Genomic DNA, 15,148 nt, shown 5'->3' on the forward strand with positions numbered 1-15,148 from the left:
CTTACTGCTGCATATTGATCATTACGTCCTGCTGCCACAGCGCAGGTAACTGTTTGGAAGATTTATCCCAGGCTGCCTGATCTTTAATTGGACGAGCATTTTTATATTCAGCGGCCGGCAGCAGTTTGGCCTGAACGTCAGCAGGTAATTTGATGTACTGAGCACGAATCGGACGGGCATAACCCCGGGCCAGATTGATCTGTCCCGCATCAGAGAAAATATACTCACGGGCCAGTTTGGCGGCATTCGGGTGTTTGGCATATTTGTTAATGATGGTGGTGTAACCGGAGGTTACTGAACCGTCAGACGGGATTACTACCTCGTAACGATTTTTGTCAATCTGATCGCGGTAGTTCAGACCATTAAAGTCCCAGACCACAGCCACCTGAATCTCGCCTTTTTCGATATTAGCAATAACAGGATCGGTCAGACCCAGGCGACCTTCTTTCGCCAGTTCACCAAAGAATTTCAGCGCCGGCGTCAGATCTTTTTCGGTGCCTCCCAGCGCATAGTTTGCCGCCAGCACGCCGTTAGCAGCCTGAGCAGCCACACCTACATCGCCGATAGTGACCACATACTTACCTTTTTTCAGATCGGCCCAGCTATGTGGAATATCCTTAACCTGCTGTTTATCAACTAAAAACGCAATGGTGCCGGTGTAAGCCAGCATCCAGTTACCCTGTTGATCTTTCGCCCAGTCAGGCACCTGGTCCCAGTGCGTGGGTTTGTAAGGCTGAGCCAGTCCTCTCGCAACAGCTATAGGACCAAAGGCCGCGCCGACATCCCCGATATCAGCACTGGCGTTCTCTTTCTCAGCTGCGAACTTTGCCAGTTCCTGAGCAGACGACATATCAGTATCGGTGTGTTTAATACCGTATTTGGTGGTGATGTCATGCCATGTGTCTTTCCAGTCGGCCCAGCTGTCAGGCATCCCCACACTGTTGACCTGTCCTTCACTACGTGCTGCTTTTTCCAGCGCGGCAAGGTCTGTATCTGCCGCATGTGCTGCCGGCAGAGCTACAAAAATGGCAGCGGATAAGAGAGTTAAAATACTGGCTTTCATGTCGGGCTCCTGCGATTAGGTTAAAGGACACTGGTCTAGTCCAGCAAAATCCAAGCCAATGTAGCGTCATCGTATGAAAATTTTATGACAGCGTTGTGATATCTGGATTTTTACAATACTCTGCGGGCAGGATTAACTGACTATGTCGGTGTTTTCGCCTGACTTTGGTTACTACAATGAATTCAGTGAGTGCAGATTTGCACCAATATGGGGCTGACACGTGACCACCAGCAGCATAAAAACTGTCGATATGATCGCGGAATCATTACTTAACCGGTTGAATAGTGGTGAGTTTAGTCAGGGCCGACTGCCTGCGGAACGACGGTTGAGTGAAGAATATTCCACCACCCGAATCACATTACGTGAAGCACTCGCACTTCTGGAAGCCCGAGGAAAAATCTACCGGGAACTGCGCCGTGGCTGGTTTATTGCGCCCCCCCGGCTGGTTTATAACCCGTTACTACGCAGTCACTTCCATGAAATGGCTGCATTGCAAGGTCGTGAAGCACAAACCGAAGTCATCAGTGCCGGCGAAACCGCGGCTACTCCCCTGCTGGCACAACAACTGTCAGTCGCCCAGGGAGACAATCTTTACTGCATCCGTCGTCTGAGGCGTATCGATGGCCGGGCGGTCCTGTATGTTGAACATTATCTTAATCCGGCCTTTTTTCCTGGTCTGTTGCAGGAAGACCTGACCCGATCACTGACCGAACTGTATGAAAAACTGTATAACATACGCTATGGCGGGGTACGTTTTACGGTATTACCTGGTCCGTTACCGGCATTTTCTGCCCCTGCACTGAATGTCGCTTCCGGCAGTCCTGGTATTTGCATTACCCGGATCAACCAGAACCAACACCGCCAGGTGATAGACTGCGATTATGAATACTGGCGTTATGATGCCCTGTGTGTTGATGTGGAGATTAACTGACCCCTCTACGATCGAGTGCGGGTAAAGTTCACCGCAATGCTCGTCTATTCCCCCTAAGTGACGGAGAACTTGCTATGATCTATCAACCTGATAATCAACGCTACGAAGGCATGACTTATGCCCGCTGTGGTGTGAGCGGCCTGCTGTTGCCGCGTGTATCTCTGGGACTGTGGCACAATTTCGGGGAAGAAACCCCCGGAAACAGCGGCAGAGAATTAGTATTGCATGCCTTTGACAAAGGGATTACTCACTTCGATTTGGCAAACAATTATGGTCCTCCACCGGGAGCGGCAGAAAGCTGTTTTGGCCGGATTCTGAAACAGGATTTACATGCCTGGCGTGATGAACTGATTATCTCCACCAAAGCCGGCTATACCATGTGGCCAGGCCCGTACGGTGACTGGGGTTCCCGCAAATATCTGATAGCCAGCCTCAATCAAAGCCTGAAACGTATGGGGCTGGATTATGTGGATATTTTCTACCATCACCGTCCGGATACCAATACCCCTCTCAGTGAAACTGTCGGGGCCCTGGCCGACATTGTTCGTCAGGGGAAAGCTCTGTATATCGGTATTTCAAATTACCCGGATGAGCTGGCAGCACGTGCTATTGAGATGCTGGAACAGCAAGGAATCCCCTGCCTCATTCATCAGACAAGATATTCGATGTTTCAACGCCAACCTGAGCAAGGGTTACTCCGTACTTTGCAACATAAAGGTGTAGGTTGTATTGCCTATTCACCTCTGGCCGGTGGTTTACTCAGTGATCGCTATTTACAGGGAATTCCTGCAGATTCAAGGATGGCGGGTAACAGTCCGTTCCTCACCCGTGAACGGTTAAACGAGGCAAAACTGGCTATTATTCATCAGCTCAATGCTCTGGCAATTGAACGTGGTCAGAGTCTGGCCCAGATGGCACAAGCATGGCTGTTGCGGGACGATTTAGTGACATCCGTACTGATTGGCGCCAGTAAAACCCGGCAAATTGACGATGCCGTCGCTGCCCTGAACAGCCCGGAATTTACGGTACAGCAACGGAAAGCTATCGACGAAATTCTGGCCCGCGACAGCGATTAAGCTACCCGGACCTTAAAGATTATTCCAGTGTCGGTGTCATATGCTTCAGATCATATGGCGTGATCTGGTAGACATAATAGTTAAGCCAGTTGGAAAACAGCAGGTTGCCGTGACTGCGCCAGCTGGCTTTTGGGGTCAGATGCGGATTATTGCCGGGAAAATAGTTATAGGGTAACGGTGAGTCAATACCCGCGCCAATATCTCTTAAATATTCACCCGCCAGGGTATCGGCATTGTATTCCGGATGACCGGTGACAAATACCAGCCGTTTGTCACGGCTGGCCATCAGATAGGCTCCGGTCTGCTCAGATACCGCAAACACATCCAGATCTGTATGCTTCTGGATGATATCGGTCGGAAAATCAGCGTACCGGGAATGCGGGGCGAGGAACTGATCATCGAACCCCCGGGTCAGCAATGCATGGGGTTGGACCACACTGTGTTCATACACCCCGGATAACTTCTGTTCACGGGTCATTTTTGGTAACCCGTACAAAATATTTAGCGCAGCCTGAACCGCCCAACAGACAAACAGTGTTGATGTGACATGGTCTTTAGCCCAGTGTAATACTTCACGAATTTGCGGCCAGTAAGCGACATCATCAAAATCTACTAATCCCAGGGGAGCCCCGGTCACAATCAGACCGTCATAGTTTTCATGCTGGATATCGGAAAAATTACAATAAAAAGTATCCAGATGTTCTGCCGGGGTATTTCGTGATTCACGATTATCTATCCGTAACAGCTGAATATCTAACTGAAGTGGTGAGTTAGACAGCAGCCGCAGAAACTGATTTTCAGTTTCGATTTTCTTCGGCATCAGGTTAAGGATTAAAATTTTTAACGGCCGGATATTCTGGACCAACGCACGGGACGAGGTCATCACAAACACATTTTCATTTCGCAGAAAATTAACTGCGGGTAAATCATCCGGCACTCTGATTGGCATTACCTGATACCTCAATTAACCATATAAACGTTTAGACATCCAGATAGCTAAGATTAACGTGCAGTGCCTGAAAAGTCGATACTGATCGGCCGATGATGAAAATCTTTCAGCTTAATTCTGAAAATAATTCAATGAACGCTTGTTGCGCCGGATTCAGCTCACTCTGCTGCCGGTAAAGCAGCCAGGTACAACTGTCAGCACCATGGCCTTCCAGACTCAGTGACTGACAAAACAATGAATCAGGCAGCGGCTGATACCCGGAGATAATGGCATACCCCAACCCGTGAACCACCATGGCCAGGCAGACTTCCAGTTTATCAACCTGCATAGCAATCCTGGGTGACAGCCGGTAATGAGCGTTCCACCATCGCTCGATCAACTGCGCAGTGTGACCGCCATGATTAATATAGATCTGCGGTAACTGAGGGAGCAATTCCATATCGATCGGTTTCGCACTGATCAACTGATACTGATCTTTACGGATCAGGCGTTTTTGTTCTTTCCAGCCATAATCATCTTTGGTGATCGCAATATCAATTTCATCACGCCGGAGTTTTTCATACATCTCTTTACTCAGTCCGCTCACCACGCTGACATGCAGATCACTGTGTTGCCGGCAAAAACCGGCCAGGATTTCCGGCAGGCAATAGGCCGCATAATTGCTGGTGACACCCAGTCGTAACTCTCCCGGCCCCGGATGGCGCAGTGCCTGAAGTGTTTGTCGGAGCTGTTGTGACTCTGTCAGCATTTTTGTGGCATGTTCTGCCAGATAGCGCCCCTGTGCGCTGAATACCAGTTTGCGCCCGCTGCCTTCAAATAACTGAATCGAGAGTTTCTGTTCAATCTGCTTCAGACGATAGCTGAGTGCCGGTTGAGTCAGATAAAGCTGTCGGGCTGCCCGGGTAATATTCTGTTGATGCCAGACAGTCGCGATAATTAACCAGTCTTTCTCATTCATCAGTCACCTCTTAACAGCGGCATCATTATCATAAAATAATTTTATTATAGTATCGTTGCTTAATAAAAAATCCGAATTGGGATTTTATCTGCGACAAGGATATACCTGTACTCTAATGAGTAGGTGATCAATGGGCGACAGAACCGGAGTATTCAGGATGGCAGCACTGTGAGTGATTTAAAAGATAAAATAATTTTATCCGTCGACCGTCTGGCTGGTGAGATGGGTAAGCTGGCAAAAGAGATACATGCTAATCCGGAGCTAAGTTTCCAGGAACATCAGTCTGCAGCACGGCTGATAGCGCCACTGCAGGCGGCAGGTTTTTCTGTGCAGCAGTCAGTAGCAGGGCTGGAAACGGCCTTTCGTGCCACACTCAATTCCGGTAAACCCGGTCCGCATATCGCCTTTCTGGCCGAATATGATGCTTTGCAGGGGCTGGGACACGCCTGCGGACATAATCTGATAGGTACAGCTTCGGTGACTGCGGCGCTGGCATTTGTGCAGGCTTGTCCGCAATTCAACGGAACGGTTGAAGTTATCGGTACGCCGGCAGAGGAAGAAGGTGGCGGTAAAATTATTATGGCCAATGCCGGTGTTTTTGACGGAGTGGATGCAGTCATGATGTTCCATCCGCGGGAAAAAAATATGGCTGTCCGTGGTGCTCTGGCCTGTGTCGATACCTGTTTTAAATTCTATGGTAAGGCAGCACATGCGGCATCTGCACCACATTTGGGGATCAGTGCTCTGGATGCGGTTATCCATACTTTCAACGGCATTAATGCTATGCGTCAGTTGTTCACTGATGACGTACGGGTTCATGGGATTATCACCCACGGTGGCAGCGCGACTAATATTGTTCCTGAATATGCCGAAACCTGTTTCCTGCTGCGTGCCGCCACCCGGGCAGGCCTGGAACAGGTCAAACAGAAGGTCTTCGCGGTGGCTAATGGCGCTGCAATGATGACCGGCGCCAGACTCGAAATAGAGGAAGGACTCACCTATGCAGAACGAAACAATAACCAGGCGCTGGCCGGGTTATTTGCAGACAATCTGGCATTGTTAGGACTGACCGTCGAAAATCCGCCTGAACAGGGTGGGGTTGGTTCATCGGATATCGGTAATGTCAGTCAGTTAACAGCGGCCATCCATCCCTACCTGAGGATTGGTGATGTTCGCCCACATACTCCGGAATTTGCCCTGGCGGCGGGTTCTGAACAGGGAATTACCGCCATGCTGGATGCAGCAAAAGCTCTGGCGATGACTGCCAGCGATTTGCAGCAGTCTCACCATTTACAGTCAGTACGTGATGAATTTAGTCACTGGCAGAAAAATAACGTTTAATTACCGGAGATTGCACATGAAAACCTCTCTGCTGCTGGCAGCCAGTTGTGCTTTATTACTCAGCACCAGCAGTTTTGCTGCTGAGAAGACCTTACGGGTCGCTGCAGATCTGTCTTACCCCCCGTTCCAGTTTCGTGATTCTTCAGGAAATCCTGCCGGGTTCGAAATCGATCTGACTAACGCGATCTGCGAGGCAGTTCAGGTTAAATGCACCTATGTCATCACCAGTTTTGATGCAGAGATTCCGGCGTTGCTTTCTAAAAAGTCGACTTTATCTCTCCGCTGGGGGCGACTATCAAACGAAAAAAATCGATAGCGTTCAGTGATTACCTGTACCACGCTCCTTCTAAGCTGGTTGCCCGTAAGAACAGCGGATTATTGCCGGATGTCGCCTCTTTGCAGGGTAAACATATTGGCGTCCTTCAGGGATCAATCCAGGAAATGCACGCTCGCCAGTACTGGATACCGAAAGGGATTGATGTGGTGACCTACCCGGATCAGGACTCGATTTATCAGGATCTGGAAGCGGGCCGTCTGGATGGTTCTCTGGTACCCGGAGCCGCAGTGACCTACGGCTTCCTGAATAAACCGGCCGGTAAAGACTTTGCACTGTTGGGACCAGAGGTTACCGATGACAAACTGTTCAGCGCGGGCTCGGCTTATGGCGTCCGGCAGGGTGACGCCCCGACACAGGCTCTGATAAACCAGGGGATAAAGAAAATTATGGCTGACGGACAATGGGAAAAAATTAAACAGCGCTATTTTGGTGATCTTGAAATGAAGGTCAACACAACGGCCCCTTAAACGTCCATCAGACACTGAATGGAGATTGTCGCGTTACCCCGGTGTTTATAAAGCCATCTGCCAGGATGGCTTTTTTTGATTTTTTTTCACGTAGCTTCAGCTATCACCGTATCTTTTACCCTAAGTCTGACCGGTATTTCAGAGTTTACTAACGCAAAAAGGCCATCCCTGAGGATGGCCTTTTTTGCTTGATTTGATGCCTGGCAGTTCCCTACTCTCACATGGGGAGACCCCACACTACCATCGGCGCTACGGTGTTTCACTTCTGAGTTCGGCATGGGGTCAGGTGGGACCACCGCGCTATTGCCGCCAGGCAAATTCTTTTATACCGAAATCATGTTTTTATCTGGTGCTGATACCCAGAGTCGAACTGGGGACCTCACCCTTACCAAGGGTGCGCTCTACCAACTGAGCCATATCAGCACACAAAATTGGATGCCTGGCAGTTCCCTACTCTCGCATGGGGAGACCCCACACTACCATCGGCGCTACGGCGTTTCACTTCTGAGTTCGGCATGGGGTCAGGTGGGACCACCGCGCTCTAGCCGCCAGGCAAATTCTGTGCTCGGAATGAATCTTTTATACAGATACTGCGTTACTTCCCTCGCGTTCCTCAGTCACATACTCTGTGTATGCTCCTTCAGACCGTCTCAGTCAGTGCCTTGTCTCTGCACAAAATCTTTCATTCCCGCTAATTCTTAAAACCGCTCTGCTCTTACGGAAAATACTCATGTCCGCAGGGCACTGCTAATTTTTTAATTTAACTATCAGGAACTCGCTGAAAATCTTTGCGTCTCTGCAAAACGCCTCTGGCGTTGTAAGGTTAAGCCTCACGGGTCATTAGTACCGGTTAGCTCAATGCATCGCTGCACTTACACATCCGGCCTATCAACGTCGTCGTCTTCAACGTCCCTTCAGGACCCTTAAAGGGTCAGGGAGAACTCATCTCGGGGCAAGTTTCGTGCTTAGATGCTTTCAGCACTTATCTTTTCCGCACTTAGCTACCGGGCAATGCCATTGGCATGACAACCCGAACACCAGTGGTGCGTTCACTCCGGTCCTCTCGTACTAGGAGCAACCCCCCTCAATTCTCCAGCGCCCACGGCAGATAGGGACCGAACTGTCTCACGACGTTCTAAACCCAGCTCGCGTACCACTTTAAACGGCGAACAGCCGTACCCTTGGGACCTACTTCAGCCCCAGGATGTGATGAGCCGACATCGAGGTGCCAAACACCGCCGTCGATATGAACTCTTGGGCGGTATCAGCCTGTTATCCCCGGAGTACCTTTTATCCGTTGAGCGATGGCCCTTCCATTCAGAACCACCGGATCACTAAGACCTGCTTTCGCACCTGCTCGAACCGTCACTCTCGCAGTCAAGCTAGCTTATGCCTTTGCACTAACCTCACGATGTCCGACCGTGATTAGCTAACCTTCGTGCTCCTCCGTTACTCTTTGGGAGGAGACCGCCCCAGTCAAACTACCCACCAGACACTGTCCGCAACCCGGATAACGGGTCCACGTTAGAATATCAAACATTAAAGGGTGGTATTTCAAGGATGGCTCCGTACGAACTGGCGTCCGTACTTCAGTGCCTCCCACCTATCCTGCACATCAAGGCTCAATATTCAGTGTCAAGCTATAGTAAAGGTTCACGGGGTCTTTCCGTCTTGCCGCGGGTACACTGCATCTTCACAGCGATTTCAATTTCACTGAGTCTCGGGTGGAGACAGCCTGGCCATCATTACGCCATTCGTGCAGGTCGGAACTTACCCGACAAGGAATTTCGCTACCTTAGGACCGTTATAGTTACGGCCGCCGTTTACCGGGGCTTCGATCAGGAGCTTCTCGCAGAGCGATAACCCCATCAATTAACCTTCCGGCACCGGGCAGGCGTCACACCGTATACGTCCACTTTCGTGTTTGCACAGTGCTGTGTTTTTAATAAACAGTTGCAGCCAGCTGGTATCTTCGACTGGCTTCAGCTCCGGGAGCAAGTCCCTTCACCTACGCGCCAGCGTGCCTTCTCCCGAAGTTACGGCACCATTTTGCCTAGTTCCTTCACCCGAGTTCTCTCAAGCGCCTTGGTATTCTCTACCTGACCACCTGTGTCGGTTTGGGGTACGATTTCGTGTTACCTGGAGCTTAGAGGCTTTTCCCGGAAGCAGGGCATTTGTCACTTCAGTGCCGTAGCACCTCGTCATCACGCCTCAGCCTTAAGAGATTCCGGATTTGCCTGGAATCTCAGCCTACACGCTTAAACCGGGACAACCGTCGCCCGGATGACATAGCCTTCTCCGTCCCCCCTTCGCAGTAACACCAAGTACAGGAATATTAACCTGTTTCCCATCGACTACGCTTTTCAGCCTCGCCTTAGGGGTCGACTCACCCTGCCCCGATTAACGTTGGACAGGAACCCTTGGTCTTCCGGCGAGCGGGCTTTTCACCCGCTTTATCGTTACTTATGTCAGCATTCGCACTTCTGATACCTCCAGCAGACCTCACAGTCCACCTTCAACGGCTTACAGAACGCTCCCCTACCCAACAACACATAGTGTCGCTGCCGCAGCTTCGGTGCATGGTTTAGCCCCGTTACATCTTCCGCGCAGGCCGACTCGACCAGTGAGCTATTACGCTTTCTTTAAATGATGGCTGCTTCTAAGCCAACATCCTGGCTGTCTGAGCCTTCCCACATCGTTTCCCACTTAACCATGACTTTGGGACCTTAGCTGGCGGTCTGGGTTGTTTCCCTCTTCACGACGGACGTTAGCACCCGCCGTGTGTCTCCCGTGATAACATTCTCCGGTATTCGCAGTTTGCATCGGGTTGGTAAGCCGGGATGGCCCCCTAGCCGAAACAGTGCTCTACCCCCGGAGATGAGTTCACGAGGCGCTACCTAAATAGCTTTCGGGGAGAACCAGCTATCTCCCGGTTTGATTGGCCTTTCACCCCCAGCCACAGGTCATCCGCTAATTTTTCAACATTAGTCGGTTCGGTCCTCCAGTTAGTGTTACCCAACCTTCAACCTGCCCATGGCTAGATCACCGGGTTTCGGGTCTATACCCTGCAACTTAACGCCCAGTTAAGACTCGGTTTCCCTGCGGCTCCCCTATACGGTTAACCTTGCTACAGAATATAAGTCGCTGACCCATTATACAAAAGGTACGCAGTCACACCCCAAAGGGTGCTCCCACTGCTTGTACGTACACGGTTTCAGGTTCTTTTCACTCCCCTCGCCGGGGTTCTTTTCGCCTTTCCCTCACGGTACTGGTTCACTATCGGTCAGTCAGGAGTATTTAGCCTTGGAGGATGGTCCCCCCATATTCAGACAGGATACCACGTGTCCCGCCCTACTCTTCGAACTCACAGTATGTGCATTTTCATGTACGGGACTTTCACCCTGTATCGTGCGCCATTCCGGACGCTTCCACTAACACACACACTGATGATGGTTCAGGGCTGCTCCCCGTTCGCTCGCCGCTACTGGGGGAATCTCGGTTGATTTCTTTTCCTCGGGGTACTTAGATGTTTCAGTTCCCCCGGTTCGCCTCGCAACACTATGTATTCATGTTGCGATGATGCACTGAGTGCACCGGGTTTCCCCATTCGGACATCGCCGGCTGTATCGGTTCATATCACCTTACCGGCGCTTTTCGCAGATTAGCACGTCCTTCATCGCCTCTGACTGCCAGGGCATCCACCGTGTACGCTTATTCGCTTAACCTCACAACCCACAGACGTCTTGCAACGACTATGAATCGTAAAAGTTTTTGAGAGACTCTGAATAACTCGCGTTATTCATTGTTTTCAAATTTTCAGCTTGTTCCGGATTGTTAAAGAGCAATATCTTAAACATGACTCGCAAGTCATCTTTAAGATAAATATTCAGTGAGCATACTGAATGATGGTGGAGCTAAGCGGGATCGAACCGCTGACCTCCTGCGTGCAAGGCAGGCGCTCTCCCAGCTGAGCTATAGCCCCATCGATGGGTAAACTTCTGATTACCTTAGTACCTTGAATTCTTTTTCAGACAAGGCATGGCTTCGCGACGCATAGTGTACTATGCGAGCCGGAGTCGTAACGCCGTATGAGAAAGAATTGGTAGGCCTGAGTGGACTTGAACCACCGACCTCACCCTTATCAGGGGTGCGCTCTAACCACCTGAGCTACAAGCCTGCAGAAGATTACTGCTCTCTTTATTTTCTATCAGACAATCTGTTGTGGACACTTCGCCGGAGTGTATCTTCAGGTAAGGAGGTGATCCAACCGCAGGTTCCCCTACGGTTACCTTGTTACGACTTCACCCCAGTCATGAATCACAAAGTGGTAAACGCCCTCCCGAAGGTTAAGCTATCTACTTCTTTTGCAACCCACTCCCATGGTGTGACGGGCGGTGTGTACAAGGCCCGGGAACGTATTCACCGTAGCATTCTGATCTACGATTACTAGCGATTCCGACTTCACGGAGTCGAGTTGCAGACTCCGATCCGGACTACGACGCACTTTATGAGGTCCGCTTGCTCTCGCGAGGTCGCTTCTCTTTGTATGCGCCATTGTAGCACGTGTGTAGCCCTACTCGTAAGGGCCATGATGACTTGACGTCATCCCCACCTTCCTCCGGTTTATCACCGGCAGTCTCCTTTGAGTTCCCGACCGAATCGCTGGCAACAAAGGATAGGGGTTGCGCTCGTTGCGGGACTTAACCCAACATTTCACAACACGAGCTGACGACAGCCATGCAGCACCTGTCTCAGAGTTCCCGAAGGCACCAGGGCATCTCTGCCAAGTTCTCTGGATGTCAAGAGTAGGTAAGGTTCTTCGCGTTGCATCGAATTAAACCACATGCTCCACCGCTTGTGCGGGCCCCCGTCAATTCATTTGAGTTTTAACCTTGCGGCCGTACTCCCCAGGCGGTCGACTTAACGCGTTAGCTCCGGAAGCCACGCCTCAAGGGCACAACCTCCAAGTCGACATCGTTTACGGCGTGGACTACCAGGGTATCTAATCCTGTTTGCTCCCCACGCTTTCGCACCTGAGCGTCAGTCTTTGTCCAGGGGGCCGCCTTCGCCACCGGTATTCCTCCAGATCTCTACGCATTTCACCGCTACACCTGGAATTCTACCCCCCTCTACAAGACTCTAGTCTGCCAGTTTCGAATGCAGTTCCCGGGTTGAGCCCGGGGATTTCACATCCGACTTGACAGACCGCCTGCGTGCGCTTTACGCCCAGTAATTCCGATTAACGCTTGCACCCTCCGTATTACCGCGGCTGCTGGCACGGAGTTAGCCGGTGCTTCTTCTGCGAGTAACGTCAATCACTGCGGTTATTAACCGCAATGCCTTCCTCCTCGCTGAAAGTACTTTACAACCCGAAGGCCTTCTTCATACACGCGGCATGGCTGCATCAGGCTTGCGCCCATTGTGCAATATTCCCCACTGCTGCCTCCCGTAGGAGTCTGGACCGTGTCTCAGTTCCAGTGTGGCTGGTCATCCTCTCAGACCAGCTAGGGATCGTCGCCCAGGTAGGCCGTTACCCCACCTGCTAGCTAATCCCATCTGGGCACATCCGATGGTGTGAGGCCCGAAGGTCCCCCACTTTGGTCTTGCGACATTATGCGGTATTAGCTACCGTTTCCAGTAGTTATCCCCCTCCATCAGGCAGTTTCCCAGACATTACTCACCCGTCCGCCACTCGCCACCCGAGAGCAAGCTCTCTGTGCTGCCGTTCGACTTGCATGTGTTAGGCCTGCCGCCAGCGTTCAATCTGAGCCATGATCAAACTCTTCAATTTAAAGTTTGATTTGCTTAAACGAGTTAAGCGATGCTCAAGTGTAAAACACTCATAATGAATTTCATTATGTGTTCACTCTTAAGACTTGATATTTTTTACGTCCGGAGACGTTTGATATCAATCCTGCGAGTGCCCACACAGATTGTCTGATAAATTGTTAAAGAGCGTTGCAACTCAACCGCTTAGGTTGTCGCTGCGAGGTGGCGTATATTACGCTTTTCACCTCAGGAGTCAACCACTATTTCGTGATTTTTTCCTCCGGACCAAATCACTTCAGTCCCTGTCCCGCCTTGGCGCATCGCGCTTTGCCGTGTCAGTGGTTGCGCATTATAGGGAGTTCATAAAAAGGCGCAACCGCTAATTTCAAAAAAAATTACTGTTTGCTGCAATACACAGCAAACAAGCCATTTATACCCTGTTATCCACAAAGTTACTCACAAAGCGCTATAAATCCAAATTTAGCCGGGCATCACGCAAACGTTTTCGCTACAATGCCGCCATGCAGAAACCCGGTCTGAGATGTTTGTGAAAGCAGATAAATGAGCAGTTTTGCTTTCAGAGATTTCTTTACGACTTCTTTCTTTCTATAAATGAAACCAATCCAGGGGATTACATTTACTATGCAACATCGTCGTCCTGTACGCCGCGCTCTTCTGAGTGTCTCTGACAAAACCGGTATTGTAGAGTTTGCCAAAGCACTGACTTCCTGCGGCGTTGAGTTGCTATCTACCGGCGGCACTGCCCGTTTGCTGGCCGATGCCGGCCTGCCTGTTACCGAAGTATCTGACTACACTGGTTTCCCGGAGATGATGGACGGACGTGTGAAAACACTGCATCCGAAAGTCCATGGCGGGATTCTGGGACGTCGTGGTCAGGATGATGCAATTATGGCAGAGCATCAGATAGCACCGATCGACATGGTCGTCGTGAACCTGTATCCGTTTGCTCAGACAGTGGCCCGTGAAGGTTGCAGCCTGGAAGACGCAGTAGAAAATATTGATATCGGCGGACCTACCATGGTGCGTTCAGCCGCAAAGAATCACAAAGATGTCGCTATTGTAGTGAACAGTAACGACTACTCTCTGCTGATTAAAGAGATGCAGGCCAACGATAACAGCCTGACACTGGAAACCCGGTTTGATCTGGCTATCAAAGCATTCGAGCATACTGCCGCCTATGACAGTATGATCGCCAACTACTTCGGTCAGTTGGTGCCGGCTTACTACAATAATGAAGAAAAAACTCCGTCCGGGCGTTTCCCACGCACCCTGAATCTCAACTTCGTGAAGAAGCAGGATATGCGCTACGGTGAAAACAGCCATCAGGATGCAGCCTTCTATATAGAAGAGAACGTTGCCGAAGCTTCAGTCGCAACCGCACAACAGTTACAAGGGAAAGCTCTTTCCTATAATAATATTGCCGATACCGATGCAGCCCTTGAGTGCGTAAAAGAGTTTGCAGAACCCGCATGTGTGATAGTCAAACATGCCAACCCTTGTGGCGTCGCCATCGGCAGCGATATTAAACAGGCCTATGAGCGTGCTTACACTACTGACCCGACCTCAGCGTTTGGCGGTATCATCGCGTTTAACCGCGAACTGGATGAAGAAACTGCGCAGGCCATTATCAGTCGTCAGTTTGTTGAAGTCATTATTGCCCCGTCCGCCAGCGAAGCCGCCTTGAAAGTGACAGCGGCTAAGCAGAATGTCCGCGTGTTGATCTGTGGCGAATGGCAGCAACAACGTAGCGCAGCGCTCGATTTCAAACGGGTCAACGGTGGCCTGCTGGTTCAGGACCGTGATCTGGGGATGGTCGATGAAACTCAATTGCGCGTTGTCAGCCAGCGTCAGCCAAATCCACAGGAAATGCGTGATGCCCTGTTCTGTTGGAAGGTCGCGAAATTTGTTAAGTCTAACGCGATTGTCTATGCGCGGGATAACCAGACTATCGGTATCGGAGCCGGACAAATGAGTCGTGTCTATTCCGCCAAAATCGCCGGTATCAAAGCCGGGGATGAAGGTCTGGAAGTGAAAGGATCGGCGATGGCTTCTGACGCTTTCTTCCCGTTCCGTGATGGCATTGATGCAGCCGCCGCCGTCGGAATCACCTGCGTCATCCAGCCAGGTGGATCTATCCGTGATGATGAAGTCATTGCAGCTGCCGATGAACATGGCATTGCGATGATCTTTACCGATATGCGTCATTTCCGCCATTAATTTACCCGGAGTTATAACG

General features: G+C 50.7%; 7 protein-coding genes, 3 tRNA genes, 4 rRNA genes and 1 pseudogene. 5 read left to right on the forward strand and 10 right to left on the reverse strand.

The genetic code is table 11. The features are described 5' to 3' along the window. Position 1: 1 nt before the first annotated feature. Positions 2 to 1,063, reverse strand: a complete 1,062-nt coding sequence (locus HA49_RS16550) for an ABC transporter substrate-binding protein (protein ID WP_038023875.1) — start codon at positions 1,061 to 1,063, stop codon at positions 2 to 4. A gap of 250 nt (positions 1,064 to 1,313) precedes the next feature. Here HA49_RS16550 and HA49_RS16555 point away from each other — a divergent pair, with 250 nt between their 5' ends. Both HA49_RS16555 and HA49_RS16560 read left to right on the forward strand, forming a co-directional pair. Continuing rightward, positions 1,314 to 1,994, forward strand: a complete 681-nt coding sequence (locus tag HA49_RS16555; RefSeq protein ID WP_038023974.1) for a UTRA domain-containing protein — start codon at positions 1,314 to 1,316, stop codon at positions 1,992 to 1,994. A 74-nt stretch (positions 1,995 to 2,068) separates the two neighbouring features. After that, positions 2,069 to 3,070, forward strand: coding sequence for an aldo/keto reductase (locus HA49_RS16560; RefSeq protein WP_038023877.1), 1,002 nt, complete (start codon positions 2,069 to 2,071; stop codon positions 3,068 to 3,070). Between the two features lie 19 nt (positions 3,071 to 3,089). Here the strand turns inward: HA49_RS16560 and metA are convergent, their stop codons facing one another. Continuing rightward, a complete protein-coding gene (metA, locus tag HA49_RS16565) occupies positions 3,090 to 4,019 on the reverse strand; it encodes a homoserine O-acetyltransferase MetA (RefSeq protein ID WP_038023880.1) in 930 nt (309 codons plus the stop codon). Between the two features lie 106 nt (positions 4,020 to 4,125). Then, positions 4,126 to 4,977: a LysR family transcriptional regulator gene (locus HA49_RS16570; protein ID WP_038023883.1), complete on the reverse strand. Its 852-nt coding sequence runs from the start codon at positions 4,975 to 4,977 to the stop codon at positions 4,126 to 4,128. Positions 4,978 to 5,145: 168 nt separating this feature from the next. Here HA49_RS16570 and HA49_RS16575 point away from each other — a divergent pair, with 168 nt between their 5' ends. Both HA49_RS16575 and HA49_RS16580 read left to right on the forward strand, forming a co-directional pair. Beyond that, a complete protein-coding gene (locus HA49_RS16575; RefSeq protein ID WP_245610230.1) occupies positions 5,146 to 6,318 on the forward strand; it encodes a M20 family metallopeptidase in 1,173 nt (390 codons plus the stop codon). A 16-nt stretch (positions 6,319 to 6,334) separates the two neighbouring features. Then, positions 6,335 to 7,122 (forward strand): annotated as a pseudogene (locus tag HA49_RS16580) (transporter substrate-binding domain-containing protein). Between the two features lie 198 nt (positions 7,123 to 7,320). Here the strand turns inward: HA49_RS16580 and rrf (HA49_RS16585) are convergent. The 7 genes from rrf (HA49_RS16585) to HA49_RS16615 all read right to left on the reverse strand — a co-directional run bounded on the left by rrf (HA49_RS16585) (position 7,321) and on the right by HA49_RS16615 (position 12,913). Continuing rightward, positions 7,321 to 7,436 (reverse strand): 5S ribosomal RNA (gene rrf, locus HA49_RS16585). Positions 7,437 to 7,469: 33 nt separating this feature from the next. Continuing rightward, a tRNA-Thr gene (locus tag HA49_RS16590) sits at positions 7,470 to 7,545 on the reverse strand. A 14-nt stretch (positions 7,546 to 7,559) separates the two neighbouring features. Then, a 5S ribosomal RNA gene (gene rrf / locus HA49_RS16595) occupies positions 7,560 to 7,675 on the reverse strand. 266 nt (positions 7,676 to 7,941) lie between these two features. Further along, positions 7,942 to 10,847 (reverse strand): 23S ribosomal RNA (locus HA49_RS16600). Between the two features lie 181 nt (positions 10,848 to 11,028). Beyond that, positions 11,029 to 11,104: transfer RNA gene (locus HA49_RS16605), tRNA-Ala, on the reverse strand. Positions 11,105 to 11,222: 118 nt separating this feature from the next. Beyond that, a tRNA-Ile gene (locus tag HA49_RS16610) sits at positions 11,223 to 11,299 on the reverse strand. A gap of 74 nt (positions 11,300 to 11,373) precedes the next feature. Next, positions 11,374 to 12,913, reverse strand: a 16S ribosomal RNA gene (locus HA49_RS16615). The 16S, 23S and 5S rRNA genes sit together here with 3 tRNA genes alongside, the layout of an rRNA operon. Positions 12,914 to 13,533: 620 nt before the next feature. On the opposite strand from HA49_RS16615, the gene purH reads away from it, so the two are divergent. Then, entirely contained in the window at positions 13,534 to 15,129 is a 1,596-nt protein-coding gene (gene purH, locus HA49_RS16620) for a bifunctional phosphoribosylaminoimidazolecarboxamide formyltransferase/IMP cyclohydrolase (protein WP_038023995.1), read from the forward strand. Positions 15,130 to 15,148: the final 19 nt, after the last annotated feature.

It is taken from the genome of Tatumella morbirosei (genome assembly GCF_000757425.2).
Lineage (GTDB): Bacteria > Pseudomonadota > Gammaproteobacteria > Enterobacterales > Enterobacteriaceae > Tatumella > Tatumella morbirosei.

Bases quoted from the DNA above. Each gene is read 5' to 3' on its own strand.
- HA49_RS16550 (WP_038023875.1), bottom strand. From the start codon at position 1,063: ATGAAAGCCAGTATTTTAACTCTCTTATCCGCTGCCATTTTTGTAGCT.
- HA49_RS16555 (WP_038023974.1), top strand. From the start codon at position 1,314: ATGATCGCGGAATCATTACTTAACCGGTTGAATAGTGGTGAGTTTAGT.
- HA49_RS16560 (WP_038023877.1), top strand. From the start codon at position 2,069: ATGATCTATCAACCTGATAATCAACGCTACGAAGGCATGACTTATGCC.
- metA (WP_038023880.1), bottom strand. From the start codon at position 4,019: ATGCCAATCAGAGTGCCGGATGATTTACCCGCAGTTAATTTTCTGCGA.
- HA49_RS16570 (WP_038023883.1), bottom strand. From the start codon at position 4,977: ATGAATGAGAAAGACTGGTTAATTATCGCGACTGTCTGGCATCAACAG.
- purH (WP_038023995.1), top strand. From the start codon at position 13,534: ATGCAACATCGTCGTCCTGTACGCCGCGCTCTTCTGAGTGTCTCTGAC.